We start from the raw sequence: 18,979 nt of genomic DNA on the forward strand, positions 1-18,979 counted from the left end.
ATTTATACGTTAAAGTATAGCATATTTCCTTCCATTCTACTCGGGAATGCTTTATCATAAATGTTACAAGCTCAAAAATAGAACAAATGTACGAGAGGAGGCAATTACTTTGCCAAATGAACCACTCGCATTCCGCATGCGACCACGTAACTTAGATGAAGTCGTTGGTCAACAAACCATCATAGGAAAAAATACTACACTATATAAAATGATTTCAAACGGGCATGTCCCTTCCATATTACTATACGGTGAACCCGGAATCGGGAAAACATCGATTGCCTATGCTATCGCAGGTACTTCCCATCTTCCATTCTTTGCACTTAATGCAACACGCGCAGGAAAGAAAGATGTTGAAGACGTAGTTGCAGAAGCACAGTTAACAGGTAAAGTGTTACTGTTTTTAGATGAAATCCATCGTTTCAATAAATTACAACAAGACACATTGTTACCACATGTTGAAAATGGATCTATTGTATTAATAGGTGCCACAACGGAAAATCCATTTCATGATGTGAACCCTGCCATTCGCTCACGCTGCGGCGAGATTAAGCAACTTAAAAGATTAACTTATGAAGATATTGACGCGCTTGTGTTACGCGCTCTAGAAGATAAAGAACGCGGACTTGGTCGTTATACAATAAGATTAAGCGATTCACAACGTGACAAAATAGTAGTTGCAGCTCACGGCGATGCACGAAAAGCATTAACTTTGTTAGAGTCCATTTATTACGCTTCTGATGAAGTGAATAATGAAACGATTGTACAGGATGATACAGTCAAAAATCTAGCAGAACGTATCGGAGTTTTCGGAGATAAAAAAGGTTCTCATTTTTATAATCTATTATCGGCTTTACAAAAATCAGTAAGAGGTAGTGATACAAACGCCGCACTCTACTATTTAGCGCATTGTCTAGAAAATGGGGACTTAGTAGCTGTTTCTCGTAGATTACTCGTAATGGGCTATGAAGATATTGGTCTTGCAAATCCTGAAGTAGGAGGACATGTTCTATCTGCTGTACAAGCAGCTGAGCGCCTTGGATTACCTGAAGCACGTATTCCATTAGCTCAAGCCGTGATCGAAATGTGTTTAGCATCCAAATCAAATTCTGCAATTTCGGCAATTGATGCTGCCATCGCTGATATTCGAGCAGGAAAAACAGGAGACATTCCTATGCATTTACGGGATGCTCATTATGAAGGTGCAAAAACATTAGGTGTAGAAGGTTATCAATATCCACATAACACACCTATCGGCACTTTTGGTGGCTGGGTCGACCAAGAATATTTACCTGAAGAACTTGTCGGCACCGAATATTATAAACCTATTATTGCTGGCGAGGAAAAACGCATGGCAGGGATTTATGATAAGCTGAAATCATTTAAAAAATAGCGAAAAGGGTTACCTACATGTCTAGTACTTTTAAGGTAACCCTTTTGTTATTAAAACCAGGTTTTCTAAATTAATGATTACTTTTTTCACGTCCTATTAACAAAGTAGCTTTTTCTAAGCAGGGAAATCGTTTTATTAATAGAATAAATTAAAATAAAACTAAAAGAGCTTCTTATAAAACCAGAGAATACTTCTGTTTAATAAACACTCAGACAAAGGCGGATGGAATAGATGACCATTAAAGAATTAGCAGAAAAAATATTACTTCAATTTGCTACACGCACATTTAAAAAACGTCCTTTTATTGTCGCAATTGATGGTTTAAGTGGAGCAGGTAAAAGCACATTAGTAAAAAAACTTGAACAGGAATTGAGTAATAATAACAGCTCGGTAGTCATTATACATATTGATGATCATATTGAAAAAAAACATAAAAGGTACGAGACGGGACATGAGGAATGGTATGAATATTACTACTTACAATGGGATATTAAAATGTTAACTAATAGTCTATTCGAAGGATTAAGGAACAATAAAAAGAATATCGATTTACCATTCTATGATAAATCTACCGATACAATCTCAGTTAAACAAATTACCGTTGCAGTTGATAGTATCATTCTTATAGAAGGTATATTTCTTCAAAGAAAAGAATGGCGAGAGTTTTATGACTATACTATATTTTTAGATTGCCCTCGAGAATTAAGGTATGAAAGAGTTTTAAATCGGGATTCTTATATCGGGGATAAAAAAGCAATACTTTTAAAATATAAAAGGAGATACTGGTTAGGAGAAGAACATTACCTGAATACAGAAAATCCAATTAAAAATGCAGATATAGTTATTTAAACAAAGGAACCCCCTTACTTTAGTAATTAAAGTTTAAGGGGGCTACTCCTATAGATTATTTTTATCCAAGTACAATAGCTAAATTTTTTAGCATTTGATTATGTCGTAACTTTTAATACTGTTTTAATTTTTTGGATAATACCACCCGTGCTATAAGTTAATACACTTCGTTTGTAGAATGATAGACTTAGCATAAATAACAGTACTACAGTCACAATAAGTATACCTAGTGAAATCATTGGTTCTGAAGCTGCAATATCGGTTGCACCAATACGTAGCGGCATTACCATTCCTGAAGTAAATGGAATATAAGAACACACTTTTACTAATATTGTGTCTGGACTATACATTCCTGATAAAAGGACGTAAAATCCACCAACACCAACCATCATTGCAGGCATCATCGCTTGGCCTGACTCTTCTACTTTTGACACAAGCGATCCAAGTAGAGCACCCATAATTAGGAATAATAATATAGTTAATATTAAAAACGCCAGTACATATGCCACATATCCAGCTGACAGACTATTGATTACTTCAATTACTGTATCCCACTTTTCACCGCCATCTACTAAGATAAATAGTAACGATTGTACTGCAAATAAAATAACAATTTGCGTAACCGCAAGTAAAAATGTCCCTGTTAATTTTGCCAAAAAGTGTGTCACCGGTTTAATACTCGCAAGAAGCACTTCTAGCACACGTGACCCTTTTTCAGAAGCTACATCCGTCGTAATCATCGATAAGAATGACATGACAAACCCGTAAATGATGAATCCAACTATCATTGATGCGCCTATACCCGCTGACTTCTCATCTTCGCTTTTACCACCAGCAGCTTCTTTATTCAAGTTTTTTGTTGTAATCATTGTCTCAGATTGTAAAATTTTATCTGCTTGTTCTGCAGTTAAATTGAGCTGTTGTACTTCATAAAGCTTCCCTGCATATTGGATACTAGACGATAAGCTTTGCTGATCATTAAATTTAAGTGGATTAAATGTTGCAATTTCAGCTACTAAAGATCCAGCCTTATCTTGAATGAAAATCGCAGCATCTAAATCTCCGTCTTTTACCTTTTTCTCAACTTTGCTTTCATTCTCTTTTGGGAATGAAAATTCAACATCTGCACTGGAAGTGAAAAGTGCCTTGAAATCCGCATCCGTATCATTTAAAACTGCCACTTTTAAAGGCTCTTCCGAGAACAGAGCTTCTTTAATATCTGACCAGAACATCACACAACTAATGACGACAAGATATAATAGAATAGAGAAAATAAATGACTTCGCTTTAATCTTTTGCTTATAAAGTTGCTTTACTAATATCCAAAACTTAGACATTGCCGCCACCTACCTTATCCTTGAAAATTTCATCCAGTGATAAATAATCTAGGCTGAATTTTTCGATGTAATCACCTTTTGAAACGATATCGAAGATTCCTTTTGCATATGATTCATCCTCTAATGTAAGCGTGTACTGTTCTTTACCAATAGTTACATCTTTTACTCCTGGTAAAGCTGTAAGTTCCTCTATAGCCATATCCGTTCTCACTGTTAACTTTGTTTTACCATATTGTTTCTTCAAATCTAACAAACTACCAGAAAACAATGATACTCCTCGTTTTAACAAGCATAAATGATCACACAACTCTTCCACGTTTTCCATTTGATGACTTGAAAATAGAATCGTCGTACCATTTTCCTTTAAAAATAAAATCGCTTCTTTTAATAAATCTTTGTTCACAGGGTCTAATCCACTGAACGGTTCGTCTAAAATCAAAAACTCAGGCTTATGTATGAAACTTGCGATAAGCTGAACTTTCTGTTGATTCCCTTTAGAAAGAGTCTCTGCTTTTGCCTTACGCTTTTCCTCTAACTCAAAACGTTCAATCCAATAGTTCACATCTTCTTTTAGCTCTTTTTTCTTACGTCCTCTTAGTTCGCCAAAGAAATATAGCTGATCCTCAACTGTCATAGTTGGGAAAATACCGCGTTCCTCCGGTAAATAACCGAGTAAATCACGGTCTATCGCGTGTATTGACTCTCCGTTCCATGAAATCGTTCCAGCTGTTGTTTCTTGCAAGTCTAAAATCATTCGGAAAGTCGTCGTTTTCCCTGCACCGTTTTGACCAATCAGACCGAAAATCTCTCCTTTTTCAATTGTAAAAGAAAGATTATCCACCGCCACAAAATTCTGATACCTCTTTGTAACTTCTTGAATTACTAATGCCATTGAAAGTCTCCTTTTCTAAATGCATTTACATTGTGTTTTAAATAAATAACATCTTCTAACAATCTAGTTTTGCTTCATATTCAAATATGAAACAATATCTGAGATTTTTTTAGTTTCCTAATTTTATTAAATGTATATAGAACAAAAATAAATAAGGTAACTGTCATACCCAGATTAATACCGGTAATTAAATCTGCAACATCCGATTCTTTACCCAAGAAAAAGTTAATGAAAAATACGAGTACATTGATTACGATAATGGCACTTGGAATTGTGATTATTCGATGATAATGGGCCATTTTAGATGCCGTATCAGTATAAAGTTCAAAAGGTTCTTCACTAGCATCTTTTCGTAAATAGACCCATCCAAAATAAGTATCTACATGCTCTATGCCACTATCTTGTAAAAACTCGATATACTCTTTATTTTCTTGACGATTTGTTTTATCTTTCAGTTTTTCTAACATATAGTTATAATTTACTGTTGCATCCTCTTCAAATGTATATCGAAAATAATTTACTTTTTTTAGTTGTAGACCTTTCTTAGACTGTTCATTTAACCACTGCTCTTCCTTTTCGAAGTCCCAAAAACAATTATATGCGCCCTTCACCTATTCAATCCCTCCTTTTATCATCAATTCTCCATTCATTATTAATTCTTTCATCCTGACTATTTCGGCTTCCACTTCGCCTTTTCCTTGTGCAGTAATCATATATTGTTTCTTTCTGGTTGACTCTTTAGCCTCAACAGTTTGAATCCAACCTCTCTCAACTAAGGACTTAAGCGCTCCATATAAAGTCCCTGGGCCAAGCTGTACACGCCCCTTGCTCAATGATTCTACCAATTGCATAATTCCATAGCCATGCCTTGGTTCATATAGCGCCAGCAAAATATAATACACACCTTCTGTTAAAGGTCCATGTTGTTGCATATTAAATCACCTCTTTACATCAACAGCGATTACATCGCTAGCCGATATATAAAGTATATCAGCAGACGATATACTTTTCAATTGAATTTTAAACAATTTTATCCATTTATTAATTTTTACCCCTTTAAATAAAAAAATGCAAAAGCTCATAAGCTTTTGCATTTTAAATTCTCTATATTCAAATAAAGTTTATAAATTTCCACTCAAAACTATTTGCTATCATTTCATTTAACGAGCTAAATTAATCTCTCACCGTTTTAATCTCAATATCACTCAAAATATCTCGTACTACCCAGCTAGCCGCGATTAATCCAACTGAAGATGGTACGAACGCATTTGATGATGGCGGCAATTGCGCTTTGCGAATTTCTGCTTCTGGTTTACCGACTGTTTGTACAACATCTGGACGAACGACAATCGGGCTCTCATCAGAAAAGATTACAGGTATTCCTTTTTTAATACCTTCTTTACGCAATTTCACACGAATTACCTTCGCTAATGGATCGGTATGTGTTTTTGAAATATCAGCAATTTGAAAACGTGTTGGATCCATTTTATTTGCTGCACCCATACTTGCAATTATTTTTACACCACGTTTTAAGCATTCTTTCATTATGTGAATTTTATATATAACTGTATCTGACGCATCAATCACATAATCCGGTTCGTAACTAAAGAATTTTTCATACGTTTCTTCTGTGTAGAACATATGCAAATCTATAACTTCACAATCAGGGTTGATATCAGCAATTCGCTCCTTCATAACAGCTGATTTTGAGCGCCCGATTGTCGACATATAAGCTACTAGTTGGCGATTAATGTTCGTAATATCTACATCGTCTTTATCTACTAAGATGATGCGACCAACACCACTTCTTGCACAAGCTTCAGCAGCAAACGATCCAACACCGCCAATACCTAAAATTGCTACAGTAGTATTTTTTAGTTTATCTATTCCATCTGTTCCAATGGCTAATTCATTACGTGAAAATTGATGTAACATATACCTTTCACTCCGTTTAAATTAAATTTTTAAGTAATCCTATCCTATTAGTAAGAAAATAGGTATCGTGAAAAATATATACAAAAAGCTAGATGATTGCAAGGATTGATGCAAGGAAATTTAATTGTATTTTTGATTTAAGTTAAATTCTAGAAATATTAATCTAATAAAAAACAAATCCCGTAAATTCGATGCTAGAAAGAACTAGCCGAATTTACGGGATAAATAATACTTAAACTTCACTACCAGATCTCAACATTTGTTCATTAAACATCTCGACAAAATGCGAATCTATGTATTGTCCACAATTTTTCAGTCCACCTACAACTGCTCCTCCAATTGGTGGCATAAGAGAAGGATAAAACTGAATTTCAACAACTTCTTTTTGCGCCAATTTTTGGAGAATCGGAATGAAAAGTTCTACATTCGAGAATACTCCACCTGCCAACACAACAGGAATTTTATCTTTTGACCAAGTCATTTGATCTAAACATGCTTTAATGGATTGGAAGTATTTTTCACATGCCTTTTGAATAATGATGCGAGCTACTATATCTCCTTTTAGAGCTTCTTCGCTCACATACATACTAAGTGGAGAAATAATGGCTCTTGGATGCCCTTCTCCGTAGACTTGATCAATTATTTGAGGAACCGCATCTACTTGAAAGTGCTGGCATAACCTCGCTGTTAGATTAGTTTGATATCCTCTACCATCATAAGCTTTAAATACAGCTTTTAAAGCCTGTACCCCTAAATCATAGCCGCTTCCTTCATCATCAAACAAATATCCCCAACCAGATGTACGTACAATGTTGTGTTGATCATCTAATCCTAATGTAATAGCTCCGGTTCCTGCTATTTGCACAATTCCTTCAGAACCTAAGGTACCAGCATACAACGCATTTGTCGCATCATTTGCTATCTCGATCGTCGCCTCTTTTGGTAAGTGACTATGTAAAACATCAATTAGAATTGAATCATATTGTTTTTCTTTCACCCCAGCCATACCTGCAAAACAGCTTGCAATTTGCACAAAGGCTGTTGGGTTCTGTGATTTTAATATTATTAATACTTGATCGATTACCTGTTCAAATTCTTTTTGACTCATTGTCGTTGGATTACTTTTACCGACTGTCACCATTGCATGGATATGTCCGCCTTCGTCACTAATAACAGCACATGTTTTGGTACCGCCGCCATCAATCGCTAATACAAACATCTTCATCCCCCTAGCTACTTACTTCATCAAAGATAAGTAAAAAGGATTGAGAACTATAGAACATAGCACTCAACCCTTTTACTCATTCTAACTTTTTTTCTCTACCATATTAAATCCAAAAGATTCCCATGGTCGAATTTTCTCAAGTAAATAAATTTCTTCTGGCACCACTTTAGCTACAATATTCGTACTTCCTGAATTCGGTATATCCTTTAGCACTAACTGTAACTCACCTTTGTAACGGATATCCTCGTCATTATCTATCGTGACATCTCCTGTTTGAATATCAAATACATCATGTGGTTTGAATTGCTCCGATTTGTATTTAACACGAGATTGTGTACTGCGAATCACATATTCAGAGACATCACCACGGTTAAAGTGTGGTTCTTCAAAAATGATTTTATTTTCCACCTCTGAATTTTCAGCAGATGGTACAATATCAAGTTCTAATTTTTGACGATTCAGTTTTCCTAATGCTTGTAGCTCTTCTTCAGTTGCATACATATTCCCAATGATCAAATCATCAATTAAGCCAGTATGCCAAAGATCTTTCGCTTGAACTGTGATAGGTAAACCGCGATGCTCTTCTAATGTAGGTAAGCCGTACGGTGTTTCCTCCCATGGTCCATATTGCGCATGATTCGAAGAAATCATTGCCGCAGTACGAATTTGATTATCTTTGAATAACTTTGAAGAATTAATAAAATGCTCTCTCGAAAGACCTGTATACTTTCTTGGATAGAAATTATGGCAGCCAATAATATTTTCACGGTTTGGTTGATAAGACAAAATATTTTCTACATATTTTGTACCGTTACTAATATTAAGTTCGACTTTTAAGTTAGAAGCGTCCAATGACATGAACGCTTCCTCCTGTCCAGAGAATCCCATATCTAAGCGTAAAGCGGCTAAGTGATATTGTTCTTTCAAGAATGCGATATCTCTATAAGTTAAGCCTAATTCCTCAAAGACTTGAGGAGCGATGTCAGCGGAAATATCAAAGCCAAGCTGTTGCGCAAATTGATTAATTTGTTGTAACTTTTCTTTTTCCTCATTATTTTTCATAGACATTAGACAAGTGAATATCCGACTAAAACCATGATCATGAGCTAGTTGGATATAATTTTGCATTTCCTCTAACGTGCTATGTTGAGGATAAATTGAAATTCCTAATCTTCTCATTTGAATACCTCCGCTTACCATCTATTAAACTTCTACTTTTTCTGCTTCTTCTTTTTTCATCACTACTGATTGACTCGGTTTAGTTGCTTGTTTTTCAGCTGCTAATTTATCGTTAGCTGCTTTTGATGACATCATTATGAACGGTAAGTAGATACATACAGAGATTGCTATTAACACAAGGCTCAGTACTCCACCCGTCCATGATTGCGTTGTTAACCAACCATTTATGACTGGTGGCATCATCCAAGGAGCAGCAATTGTAGCTGCTGGAACCAAACCGAATTTAGTTGCAAAATAAGCAATTGTTACATTGACCATTGGTGTAAGAATAAACGGAATGACCAAGATTGGATTTAAAATGATTGGTAAACCAAACATTAATGGCTCATTAATATTGAATAGGGCTGGAGCAGCACCAACTTTACCAACCGCACTGTATTGTTTGTTTTTTCTAGCAAAAAGGAAAATTGCGATAACTAAAGCGATTGTAGTACCTGATCCACCCATATTAACGAAAGCATCAAAGAATGGCTTGTTAATAATATATGGTGCAGTTTCACCAGCATTTATTGCTTTAAGATTTTCAGCAATAGCTGGAAGATTAATAGTTTGCATGAATGGGTCGATAATGTTCGCCCCGTGAATACCGAATGACCATAAGAATACAGGAACGAAAGCTAATAACAAGCCTGCAGCCCATGTATTTGTTAGACCCATAAATGGTTCTTGAACTACTGAATAGAATGAAGAAATAATATCTGGAATATCAAAGCTTGTTGAAATAATTGTTCTCACTAATGCAAAAGTACCGACAGTGATAATAGATGGAAGTAGTGCAGCAAACGATTTTGTTACTGCCGGTGGTACTCCATCAGGCATTTTGATTAATAAACGTTTGTTACCAGATAAGCGTGAAAATAGTTCAGAAGATAAAAGAGCTATTATTAATGCTACGAATATCCCCCCGGTCCCGGTGGTTAATCCACTTAGGCCGCCTTCACCAAATGTTCCGAATGTAATATAACTAGAAAAACTGATTACCCCTGCAGTTAATCCATCTTTACCATAGCTCTTAGCTAAGTGGTATGAAACTGTAAAAGCAAGAAGCAAAGACATAATAGCAAATGTAGCATTCCACATATTGCCGCCCCATTGCGTCCAAGTTCCATGGTCCCAAATAGAGTCCATTAATTTTTGATATGCTTTAATTGGTAAACCATTGAATAATACCGCTAACGAACCGATAATTGTCAGTGGCATTATTGTAATAAAGCCGTCACGAACTGCAACTAAATGTCTCTGGTTCCCAACCTTTGCTGCTACCGGAACGAACTTCTCCTCTAAAAAACGAAACATCCCTCTCCACACTCCCTTGTGTTATAGATTATTTATATGGTAAACATCAAAACTGATGTTAAGCCCCTTGCAGACGGTCATATAAATCAATAATTTCAATTGCTAAATCTTTAAAAGTAATAGCGTTCATCAAGTGATCCTGTGCATGGACTAACATGATAGAAACTTCTACTTTTTCTCCTCTAGCTTCTTGTGTTAATAACGCTGTTTGAGAATGATGTGCTTCTACTAAAGATTTATTAGCTAATGTAATTTTCTCTTTAGCAGCGCTTACATTTCCTTGTTTAGCAAGTTGAATCGCTTCCATACAATCACTTTTCACGTTGCCGCTGTGCAATATCAGCCCCATAATTGACTGTAATAAATCTGTTTCTTGCATGACCGTAAACCTCCTTGATTATCCAATTAAATTCAGTGCGTGTTGCAACACTTTTTCGCCGTTCATCATGCCATAATCACTCATATTGATTACTTCGATTGGGAAGTTTTTAGCTTTATATTTCGCTTCAAATGGTCCCTTTAAATAGCGTACTTGAGGTCCCAATAATAAAACATCGATATCTTTTCTTTCTAATGTAGAATCAACTTCACTCTCTGAAATTGCGAAAATATCAGCAGCTAAATTTTGTCCCTCAGCAGCTTTTTGCATTTTAGTTACTAGTAAACTAGTACTCATACCTGCCGCACAAACGAGCATAATATTCTTCATGAAGAGCACCCCTTTTTTGTAATTTAACTCCTAAATTGAGAATAGCAGAAATTGGTCTATACCACAATACCTTAAAAGCGCTTTATTTTCCTTTTTTTCGCATTTTTTTATTGGCATATTTATAAATAGCTTGAATTTACTGATTTTTCTAACAACTGGTATAGTCCAAAGTTTTTTCCAAAAATTTTTTGATTAACTATAAATTCTTATAAAATGACATTAAAAATATTCATAAAATGACGGTTTCTCTGTTCTTAAAGCTTTGTTCCAAAGCTTTAAGGCTGAATCATCAAGTTGATGCTCCGCGTAGAGCATTGTTTCTGTAACGCTTAAATATCCAACTATTAGAGCAGAAAAAATATTAATCGACAAAGATAGAATTTGACCATTAGCTATGCTATCCGTTTCAATTACTTCTGTTTGACCTTCTCGATTAATACAGTAAAGCTTCTCATTCCACTGGGCAAACGGATCCTGAATACGTAAATAAAGGTTTTCCGTCAATTCTGCCCAATTGTATTCTTTTAAAAATCCTTCAACATCCACAATTCTCACCATACAGTCTTGGACAAGATCTTTTTTGAATTGTGGCTGGTTAAAGTGGAATCCGAAATGACTTGTTCCTGCAGTATTACCAGTAATGTGATAAACACTTGCACTATGAGACGAGATATAACGCCAAATCGCCTTCTCAGCAACATGATCCTTTACGACAAAGTCTTTAATAATAAAAGTGAGATTTTGAATTTGATAGCGTACAAAACCATGAATTTCATCGTCTTTATAATAAGCTGCAAAATGACTGTCGGGCTCTCTACGCTGAATCCTTTTCCACCATGCTGCATCACGCTTCATAGAGCCATTCATTACCTCTGCATTGTCATTATAAAAAGTACATACCTCATCAAAAAGCTGTTCATCAAGCCATTCAAAACTAAATCGTTTTACAACATCTAACTGATTACCGAAATTAGGGAATGCCTCACTAGGTATTGAATAACTCAGCTTATCAAAAAATAATTCCCATCCGAAATAACGATAAAAGGAGACAGAAAATGGAGCTAACACAGAAATATATTGACCATTTTCTCGCATTTCTTCCAAAGCACGAATCATCAATTTTTTCATAATCCCTCTATTTCGATACTCTGGATAAGTACATACGAATCCAATACCTCCCATTTTGTATGAGATTTGGTGAATCGTCATATTCAACGGGAGCACAAGCAATTGACCAACTAATTTTCTTCCATCATATGCTCCAATTGTTGTACTATATTCTACCCAATATTGAAAATCATCTCTTTTTTCTCCAATATATTTATTCGAAAAACTATAATCTCGTAAACGATGAACTTGTTCACTATCCTCTAGTGGTACTAATTGAATCATCGGTTTATCCCCCTTAAGAACACAACTATGTTATATCTTCTAATTTTGAGAATTAATATTGTTTTATTGACATTTTTCGTATAAAAAATGTCGACAATTCCAATCTTCAGGGGTTGCCGACATTCTATTGGCGAATAAGAAATTGCCTTCTTGTAATAGCCAAATTAATTGTTCGTGTTTAATAATTTTTTCATATATTGTTCTACTTCCATTGAAGTTGAAAGTGAAAGTATTTTATCTAAATGTTGCATTAATTCTACTTTTGAAAGGTCCGAAATATGTGCACGCGCACGTAGAATAGAAGAGGCACTCATTGAAAATTCATCTAAACCTAAAGCTAGTAAAATAGGTATAGCTATTTCATCTCCGGCCATTTCTCCACACATACCTACCCATTTTCCATTCGCATGGCCCGCATCAATGGCCATCTTTACAAGACGTAAAATGGCCGGATGGAATGGTTGGTATAAATAAGAAACTTTTTCATTCATACGATCTGCAGCTAAAGTGTATTGGATTAAATCATTTGTACCAATAGAAAGGAAATCTGCTTCTTTAGCAAATAAATCTGCAATAAGCGCAGCTGAAGGAATTTCTACCATCATGCCAATCTCAATATCACTTGAAACTTCAATTCCTTCACTAAATAACTTCTCTTTCTCTTCCTCCAATAAAGCTTTTGCTTTACGGAATTCATCAAGTGTCGCAATCATAGGGAACATAATTTTCAAATTACCATAGACACTTGCACGGAGAAGTGCACGTAACTGTGTCCGGAAAATATCTTGTTGTTCCAAACAAAGTCTTATAGCTCTATGCCCTAAGAAAGGATTCATCTCTGGCTCTAATTTCAAATACGGTAATTCTTTATCTCCACCTATATCCAGCGTTCTAACAACTGTCGGTTTTTGGCCCATTTTTTCAAGTACTGTTTTATAAGCGGTAAATTGTTCTTCTTCTGAAGGCAATTCTTGACGATCCATATATAAAAACTCAGTACGGAATAAGCCAATACCGTCACCGCCGTTAGCTAAAATATTGTCTACATCCTCCGGCTTACCAATATTGCCCGCTAACTCTACATGATGTCCATCAGCACTTATGCTTTCTGCTGTTACAAATTGCTGGAACATTGCACTCTCTGCTGCTTGCTCTTCTTGAGCCAATAAATACTCAGCAACTATTTCTTCTGTAGCATCTAATAATACTGTCCCTTTTGTACCATCTATTATGATCTTAGCTCCGTGGGGGATATCTGTAGTTGCCAGTTTTGTCCCTACAACAGCGGGTATCTCCATTGTTCTTGCTAAAATAGCCGAATGAGATGTACGTCCCCCGATATTTGTCACGAAGCCTTTCACATGCGTTTTATCAAGCTGTGCAGTCATCGATGGTGTTAAATCATCAGCAACAATAATAACATCCTTTGATAAACGACTATAATCAGGTAATTCAATGCCCAATAAATTCGCTAATAAACGCTTTGCTACATCACGAATATCAGCTGCACGTTCTTGCATGTATTCATTGTCCATAGATTCAAATAACTCGATAAACATACTTGAGGTTTCTTGTAATGCAAATTCAGCATTTACACCTTCACTTATCTGAATATCAATTGCATTTAACATCTCAGGGTCTTGCAGTACTAATAAATGCGCAGAGAAAATTTCTGCTTTATCGTGACCAAATTTCTTTTCCGCAGCTTCACGAATTGCTTCGAGTTCAGTTTTCGTTTTAGAAACAATTTCTTTAAACCTTAATTTTTCTGCTTCAATATCAGTAATAGTCAATTTGTCAAAGGTTAGATCCGGTTCTACTAAGCAGTACGCATTCGCAATGGCTATTCCATTCGAGACAGCAATACCTTTAATCTCTAACATTCTTGTCCTAAGCCTTCTGAAATCATTAATTCTGAAACTTTTGCGATTGCTGCTTCTGCATCTGAACCTTCTGCTTTAATAGTAACAACTTCACCAGTTGGAACACCTAATGACATAACACCTAAAATAGATTTTAAATTGACTGTTTTTCCTTTGTACTCAAGCTGTATATCCGATGCAAATGGTGTGACACCTGCAACCAATACTGTTGATGGACGTGCATGTAATCCTACTGAACTAGTGATTTTATAAGTTTTTTCCATATTAATCTCCCCCATACTAATATTTATTCGAAGTTTATTCGTCTACTATACTTTGCTATCATACAATCATTTTTTTCTTTACTACCATCTAGATTTGCACTTTCAAATACAGGCGGCTCGACACCTTCACTAGCTAAAATTTCAATAACTTGAGATAGTGTCGTATTCAAGATAGCCGAACCAATTGTTGTAGATGCAGGACCATACTGGACGCTATTTTTCCACAATAACCCATCACCTACTGGAATATGCGTATCTAATACGAAGTCTGCCGTATCTTCTAGGCGTTTCCCTGTACTATGCTTTGAAACTTGCTCTTTATAATGAAGTGACTGTAATGAAATAACAAGTACCCCAGCCTCTTTTGCTAATAATGCCACATCAATAGGCACAACATTTCTTCCTGACGTGGAAACAATTATTAATACATCATTTGGATTGAACTCAAATTGATGACGATGTTGCGAAACGAAGTTAGGATCTTTCTCATTTGCAGAAGAGGTCAGTGCACCCTTATGTAACATCAATGGCTCAATGAATATAGGACGTACTGGTACTAAACCACCAGCACGGTAAAAAGCTTCTTGCGCTAGAATGTGAGAATGACCACAACCAAATAGTTGTAAAATACCTCCGTTTTGAATACGCTCAGCTATCAATTCGGCTGCTTTTGTCATTTTTGATTGTTCTTCTTCTACTATTACATTTATTAATTGTTGAACCTCTTGAAAATATTGATGCATGTTATCACCTCTGTATTTCACTAATAAATTTATAGCGATCTGCGCGATATGTACTACGCACTAATTCAAACGGTATTCCAGTACTTAAATAACTTTTTCGTTCAATAATTAATACAGCTGATGGTTGCTCAATATTCAATAGTTTACTATCTTCTTTAGTTACTAGCGCTGCTTCCATTAACTGCGAAGCATGACCAATCTTTTGATGATGTCTTTCTTCTATTAGAGAGTATAACGAACCCAGAACCATGCTCTTATCCAAATCTGGAATGATCTCAACAGGTATATACGTTCTTTCAATAGCCATTGGTAGCTGATCTGCGTTACGAATTCGAACAACGGAAAATACTTCATCTCCCGTTTTCATTTGCAATGCCTTCGCAATATCAATTGGAGGTATAATTTTCTCAAAACGAATAAGTTTATTGCTTGGCTCATAGCCTCTTGAACGCATATCTTCTGTAAAACTTGTCAATCCGCTTAATGGTTGCTCTAACTTTGGATTCGCTACGTATGTACCACGTCCTTTTTCTCGGTAAAGTAAGCCACTATTTACTAAATTCGTGATGGCATGCCTTACGGTCATACGACTTACACCTAACTGTTCAGAAAACTCTCTTTCAGAAGGAATATTCTCACCTATCTTATATTCCTCTTCGAAAATTTTTCCTTTTAAAAATTCTTCAATTTGTATATACATTGGAACTGGTGAATTTTTATCTAACAAGCATATCTCCACCTTTCATGTAGCCCCTACCAAACTACAGCTTGTTATTCTTTTTCATAAACAACTTTACCGCGACAGATAGTCTTTTGTACATTTAATTCTTCATCTAATATAACTAGATCCGCATCCATCCCGTTACCGATATACCCTTTGGAAGGTAATTCGAGTTGATTAGCAGCATTATTGGAAGACATAGATACTAACTCCTGCAATGTACATTTTGTGACGGCATGTATATTTTTCACAGCTTGTTCCATTGTTAATACACTCCCAGCTAACGTCCCATCGGATAAATGTGCACCCGTTTCAGTTACATGTACCGCTTGGCCACCTAAATCATAAACACCGTAATCCAGCCCTTTTGCCCTCATGGCATCAGTAATCAATATAATTCGAGATGCCCCCTTTAAACGATAAGCAAATTTAACAGATTTCGGGTGGCTATGGATGAAATCTGCTATAATTTCTACCTTCAAATCATCTTCTAGTAATACATCTCCAACAACACCTGGCTCTCGATGATGAAAAGGACGCATTTGATTATATAAGTGAGTTGCTTGTTTTGCACCGAGCCCAACGGCACGCTCTATTTCATCAGACATGGCATCCGTATGACCTAATGATACAACGATTCCTTCTTTACTAATTTCCTCGACAAATTCAAAACCATTATTTACTTCAGGAGCCACTGTAACTTGTTTTATGCGACCTTCACTAAGTTCTTGCCAGTGATGAAACTGCTGAATAGAAGGTTCAATAATATATTGTATCGGTTGTGCCCCTGCTCTTTCCTTTGATATATATGGACCTTCAACATGTATCCCTAACATTTCCGCTTCATCTAAAGACCCTTTATAAGTAGCAGCATTCTTTAAAGTTGCTTCAATAGCATCTACTGACTGCGTCATAGTCGTCGCAAGAAAACTTGTCGTCCCCTCTTTAGCTAACGAACGAGCAATACCTCTGATTGCTTCTTCAGTTGCATCCATGGCATCAAAACCAGCTGATCCGTGTATATGCATATCAATATATCCAGGGAAAACAATCCATCCTTTAGAAGTTCCATCAATAGTATGTTGCGCTTGAATACTTAATCCCTTACCAACTTTCGTAATTTTACCTTCTTCTAGGTAAAGATCACCTACAAACGCCTCTTGATCGTAGTTAACAATCGTTACATTTGAAATTAGAATTGTTTCACTCATGTGCACTCTCTCCTAATTAAAACCAGAAAAATCATCTCGTCTTTCTGATTTTCAGAATCCTATCTTACCTCAGCTAGCTATTTATAAAGCGTCTTGTCATAAACCCCACTTTATTTTTTGGTAATTTTCATTTTATGAGATTTCAGATATACGATATAACTATTGAAGTATTTCAATGCGTATTTTGTTCGTTTTTTTCTGTGATTCTATCAGAAAGTGTTTTCTATAGAGAAAACCTATCAATAGAAAAGACTAGATTAGATTAAGAACCTTGAAAATTTATAGAGAAACTCTTATTAACAAGGTTCCTTAGTATCTCCTAAAAAACTTTTGGTATAGTTGTCTATACCAATTATAAAACGTTTGCATATAAATGAAAAGCAAAAGTTCTTAATTCCTTTAATTTATAGAATAAATAGAATAATAAATCTATTTTAAGATATATCAATAAGTTTTTTAGCTTCTTTTCTCAATCCAATCTCTAAAATAATAAGTTGCCCCATACATCATTCGTCAAAAATGATTCTCTTATATTTAAAACATATTCTATTCCAGGAACATTTACTACTCTTATCTACACTTTTTTCATCTTCGTTATACACAAAAACTTCCAAGAACCTATAGGAAACAACGCCTATTTACTTGAAAGCTTCATTTAAACATTCTATTTAGATTACTAAGTCAGTTAATACGATAACATTCGGATGCTTTTTCAAGATTGTTACTGGTACATCTTCTGTTACTTCACCTTTTAACAACGCTTCTAAAGCAGTACGTTTCTTCTCCCCAACTGCGATTAATAAAATTTGTTCTGCACGCATGATTGAAGAAATACCCATTGTAATTGCTTTAGTTGGTACTTCATCTAAAGAATTAAAAAATCTTGCATTTGCTATTCTAGTCGATTCTTCAAGTTCAACAACATGCGTTTCACTATCAAACGGTGTACCAGGCTCATTAAAACCTATATGTCCATTTTCTCCAATTCCAAGTAATTGAAAATTTAGATTCATGTTTTGTAAAAGTGATTCATAACAAGCAGCTTCTTCATGAGGATCTAATGCCTCTCCATTTGGTAAATTAGATTTTTTAAAAGGCTTTTCATTGAAGAGCTGTTGTTTCATAAACGATATATAACTTTCAGGATGTGTTTTCTGAAGACCGACATACTCATCTAAGTTAACACTTTCACACTGAGTAAAATCAAGTTCACTATTACGAATACGCTCATAAAGAGGAAGCATTGTTCCACCTGTAGCCAAACCAAAGTTTTTAGAACCGTTATCTAACGCCTCTTTTAGAACATTAAATGCTCTATCATATAAGGCATCTAAATCGATAATCGTTTCAACCTTTAATGCTGTTTTTATGTGATTGCTCGTTTCCATTAATACACCTTCTCATTTCAATTTATTTACTTACACTTTAAACCATTATTTCTAAGGAAGCCAATAAAAAAATAAAAAAATGTTTATTTTACCAATATTATACCGATAGTAATGAAAATTTACCAATTTCATTCTTTGATATAGTTTTTGTAAAAACAATTCAAATGTACTGAAAAATGTTTTTGAATTTTAGATTAAAATCAATTTTATAGCATTTAAATCAAAAAAATAATGTATTGACTCAAAATAAAAACCCTCTCAATTTTCATTGAGGGGGTGATTTAATAATTAACGAATCCCGATTGTGCCGTCTTAAAATCTAATCGTTTTGAACCCGCAATAAGCAGGTGGGTGTTCTCTTCGAAATTTTAAACGTCCCATGACAGGCATGTTCGCCATCCCAAAATGTGAACTCCCAACGATAAAATGTTCGGTCAAAACTGATAAGCTTATAACGAACACATCAGGATTCGCTTTAAATACATATTACCACATTAATTCTGACA

19 protein-coding genes and 1 other RNA gene are annotated in these 18,979 nt (G+C 35.3%); 2 read left to right on the forward strand and 18 right to left on the reverse strand.

Annotated features, from left to right (window positions below; translation table 11 throughout):
- The first annotated feature begins 109 nt into the window (after positions 1 to 109).
- Together AMD00_RS07690 and AMD00_RS07695 are read left to right on the forward strand one after the other, a co-directional pair.
- Positions 110 to 1,390 carry a replication-associated recombination protein A gene (locus tag AMD00_RS07690; RefSeq protein ID WP_053416441.1) on the forward strand — a complete coding sequence of 427 codons (1,281 nt, stop codon included), beginning with the start codon at positions 110 to 112 and terminating at the stop codon, positions 1,388 to 1,390.
- A gap of 231 nt (positions 1,391 to 1,621) precedes the next feature.
- Positions 1,622 to 2,239: a kinase gene (locus AMD00_RS07695; RefSeq protein WP_053416442.1), complete on the forward strand. Its 618-nt coding sequence runs from the start codon at positions 1,622 to 1,624 to the stop codon at positions 2,237 to 2,239.
- A 98-nt stretch (positions 2,240 to 2,337) separates the two neighbouring features.
- Here AMD00_RS07695 and AMD00_RS07700 read toward each other — a convergent pair whose 3' ends face one another.
- The 18 genes from AMD00_RS07700 to ssrS all read right to left on the reverse strand — a co-directional run bounded on the left by AMD00_RS07700 (position 2,338) and on the right by ssrS (position 18,946).
- Positions 2,338 to 3,576: an ABC transporter permease gene (locus tag AMD00_RS07700; RefSeq protein ID WP_053416443.1), complete on the reverse strand. Its 1,239-nt coding sequence runs from the start codon at positions 3,574 to 3,576 to the stop codon at positions 2,338 to 2,340.
- Positions 3,569 to 4,468 carry an ABC transporter ATP-binding protein gene (locus AMD00_RS07705; protein ID WP_053416444.1) on the reverse strand — a complete coding sequence of 300 codons (900 nt, stop codon included), beginning with the start codon at positions 4,466 to 4,468 and terminating at the stop codon, positions 3,569 to 3,571. The genes AMD00_RS07700 and AMD00_RS07705 overlap by 8 nt, the downstream gene beginning before the upstream one ends.
- 80 nt (positions 4,469 to 4,548) lie before the next feature.
- A complete protein-coding gene (locus AMD00_RS07710) occupies positions 4,549 to 5,079 on the reverse strand; it encodes a DUF2812 domain-containing protein (protein WP_053416445.1) in 531 nt (176 codons plus the stop codon).
- A complete protein-coding gene (locus AMD00_RS07715; protein WP_053416446.1) occupies positions 5,080 to 5,400 on the reverse strand; it encodes a PadR family transcriptional regulator in 321 nt (106 codons plus the stop codon).
- Positions 5,401 to 5,641: 241 nt separating this feature from the next.
- Positions 5,642 to 6,403 carry a tRNA threonylcarbamoyladenosine dehydratase gene (locus AMD00_RS07720; protein WP_038187302.1) on the reverse strand — a complete coding sequence of 254 codons (762 nt, stop codon included), beginning with the start codon at positions 6,401 to 6,403 and terminating at the stop codon, positions 5,642 to 5,644.
- 232 nt (positions 6,404 to 6,635) lie between these two features.
- Positions 6,636 to 7,622: an N-acetylglucosamine kinase gene (locus AMD00_RS07725; RefSeq protein ID WP_083446147.1), complete on the reverse strand. Its 987-nt coding sequence runs from the start codon at positions 7,620 to 7,622 to the stop codon at positions 6,636 to 6,638.
- An 87-nt stretch (positions 7,623 to 7,709) separates the two neighbouring features.
- Positions 7,710 to 8,807 (reverse strand): DUF871 domain-containing protein, encoded by a 1,098-nt coding sequence (locus AMD00_RS07730; RefSeq protein ID WP_053416447.1) that lies wholly within the window; start codon positions 8,805 to 8,807, stop codon positions 7,710 to 7,712.
- A 24-nt stretch (positions 8,808 to 8,831) separates the two neighbouring features.
- Positions 8,832 to 10,163: a PTS sugar transporter subunit IIC gene (locus tag AMD00_RS07735; protein ID WP_053416448.1), complete on the reverse strand. Its 1,332-nt coding sequence runs from the start codon at positions 10,161 to 10,163 to the stop codon at positions 8,832 to 8,834.
- Positions 10,164 to 10,221: 58 nt separating this feature from the next.
- Positions 10,222 to 10,542: a PTS lactose/cellobiose transporter subunit IIA gene (locus AMD00_RS07740; protein ID WP_053416449.1), complete on the reverse strand. Its 321-nt coding sequence runs from the start codon at positions 10,540 to 10,542 to the stop codon at positions 10,222 to 10,224.
- A gap of 18 nt (positions 10,543 to 10,560) precedes the next feature.
- A complete protein-coding gene (locus AMD00_RS07745; RefSeq protein ID WP_053416450.1) occupies positions 10,561 to 10,872 on the reverse strand; it encodes a PTS sugar transporter subunit IIB in 312 nt (103 codons plus the stop codon).
- 219 nt (positions 10,873 to 11,091) lie between these two features.
- Positions 11,092 to 12,264 carry a GNAT family N-acetyltransferase gene (locus tag AMD00_RS07750; RefSeq protein WP_053416451.1) on the reverse strand — a complete coding sequence of 391 codons (1,173 nt, stop codon included), beginning with the start codon at positions 12,262 to 12,264 and terminating at the stop codon, positions 11,092 to 11,094.
- 164 nt (positions 12,265 to 12,428) lie between these two features.
- Positions 12,429 to 14,147, reverse strand: a complete 1,719-nt coding sequence (ptsP, locus tag AMD00_RS07755) for a phosphoenolpyruvate--protein phosphotransferase (RefSeq protein WP_053416452.1) — start codon at positions 14,145 to 14,147, stop codon at positions 12,429 to 12,431.
- Positions 14,141 to 14,410, reverse strand: coding sequence for a phosphocarrier protein HPr (locus tag AMD00_RS07760; RefSeq protein WP_038187323.1), 270 nt, complete (start codon positions 14,408 to 14,410; stop codon positions 14,141 to 14,143). The genes ptsP and AMD00_RS07760 overlap by 7 nt, the downstream gene beginning before the upstream one ends.
- Positions 14,411 to 14,433: 23 nt before the next feature.
- On the reverse strand, positions 14,434 to 15,153 hold the full coding sequence (locus AMD00_RS07765) for a sugar isomerase domain-containing protein (RefSeq protein WP_053416453.1): 720 nt from the start codon (positions 15,151 to 15,153) through the stop codon (positions 14,434 to 14,436).
- A 4-nt stretch (positions 15,154 to 15,157) separates the two neighbouring features.
- On the reverse strand, positions 15,158 to 15,880 hold the full coding sequence (locus tag AMD00_RS07770) for a GntR family transcriptional regulator (RefSeq protein WP_038187327.1): 723 nt from the start codon (positions 15,878 to 15,880) through the stop codon (positions 15,158 to 15,160).
- Between the two features lie 44 nt (positions 15,881 to 15,924).
- Positions 15,925 to 17,085 (reverse strand): N-acetylglucosamine-6-phosphate deacetylase, encoded by a 1,161-nt coding sequence (nagA, locus tag AMD00_RS07775; RefSeq protein ID WP_053416454.1) that lies wholly within the window; start codon positions 17,083 to 17,085, stop codon positions 15,925 to 15,927.
- A 668-nt stretch (positions 17,086 to 17,753) separates the two neighbouring features.
- Positions 17,754 to 18,473 carry a glucosamine-6-phosphate deaminase gene (locus AMD00_RS07780; protein ID WP_083446148.1) on the reverse strand — a complete coding sequence of 240 codons (720 nt, stop codon included), beginning with the start codon at positions 18,471 to 18,473 and terminating at the stop codon, positions 17,754 to 17,756.
- A 291-nt stretch (positions 18,474 to 18,764) separates the two neighbouring features.
- Positions 18,765 to 18,946: non-coding RNA, 6S RNA (gene ssrS / locus AMD00_RS22840), on the reverse strand.
- Positions 18,947 to 18,979 lie beyond the last annotated feature (33 nt).

The sequence above is a fragment of the Viridibacillus arvi genome (assembly GCF_001274945.1).
Taxonomy (GTDB): Bacteria; Bacillota; Bacilli; order Bacillales_A; family Planococcaceae; genus Viridibacillus; species Viridibacillus arvi.

What these genes read in the sequence shown, in the direction of transcription:
- AMD00_RS07695 (WP_053416442.1), top strand. Translation starts at nt 1,622, where the DNA reads ATGACCATTAAAGAATTAGCAGAAAAAATATTACTTCAATTTGCTACA.
- AMD00_RS07700 (WP_053416443.1), bottom strand. Translation starts at nt 3,576, where the DNA reads ATGTCTAAGTTTTGGATATTAGTAAAGCAACTTTATAAGCAAAAGATT.
- AMD00_RS07705 (WP_053416444.1), bottom strand. Translation starts at nt 4,468, where the DNA reads ATGGCATTAGTAATTCAAGAAGTTACAAAGAGGTATCAGAATTTTGTG.
- AMD00_RS07715 (WP_053416446.1), bottom strand. Translation starts at nt 5,400, where the DNA reads ATGCAACAACATGGACCTTTAACAGAAGGTGTGTATTATATTTTGCTG.
- AMD00_RS07720 (WP_038187302.1), bottom strand. Translation starts at nt 6,403, where the DNA reads ATGTTACATCAATTTTCACGTAATGAATTAGCCATTGGAACAGATGGA.
- AMD00_RS07725 (WP_083446147.1), bottom strand. Translation starts at nt 7,622, where the DNA reads ATGTTTGTATTAGCGATTGATGGCGGCGGTACCAAAACATGTGCTGTT.
- AMD00_RS07730 (WP_053416447.1), bottom strand. Translation starts at nt 8,807, where the DNA reads ATGAGAAGATTAGGAATTTCAATTTATCCTCAACATAGCACGTTAGAG.
- AMD00_RS07735 (WP_053416448.1), bottom strand. Translation starts at nt 10,163, where the DNA reads ATGTTTCGTTTTTTAGAGGAGAAGTTCGTTCCGGTAGCAGCAAAGGTT.
- AMD00_RS07740 (WP_053416449.1), bottom strand. Translation starts at nt 10,542, where the DNA reads ATGCAAGAAACAGATTTATTACAGTCAATTATGGGGCTGATATTGCAC.
- AMD00_RS07745 (WP_053416450.1), bottom strand. Translation starts at nt 10,872, where the DNA reads ATGAAGAATATTATGCTCGTTTGTGCGGCAGGTATGAGTACTAGTTTA.
- AMD00_RS07750 (WP_053416451.1), bottom strand. Translation starts at nt 12,264, where the DNA reads ATGATTCAATTAGTACCACTAGAGGATAGTGAACAAGTTCATCGTTTA.
- ptsP (WP_053416452.1), bottom strand. Translation starts at nt 14,147, where the DNA reads ATGTTAGAGATTAAAGGTATTGCTGTCTCGAATGGAATAGCCATTGCG.
- AMD00_RS07760 (WP_038187323.1), bottom strand. Translation starts at nt 14,410, where the DNA reads ATGGAAAAAACTTATAAAATCACTAGTTCAGTAGGATTACATGCACGT.
- AMD00_RS07765 (WP_053416453.1), bottom strand. Translation starts at nt 15,153, where the DNA reads ATGCATCAATATTTTCAAGAGGTTCAACAATTAATAAATGTAATAGTA.
- nagA (WP_053416454.1), bottom strand. Translation starts at nt 17,085, where the DNA reads ATGAGTGAAACAATTCTAATTTCAAATGTAACGATTGTTAACTACGAT.
- AMD00_RS07780 (WP_083446148.1), bottom strand. Translation starts at nt 18,473, where the DNA reads ATGGAAACGAGCAATCACATAAAAACAGCATTAAAGGTTGAAACGATT.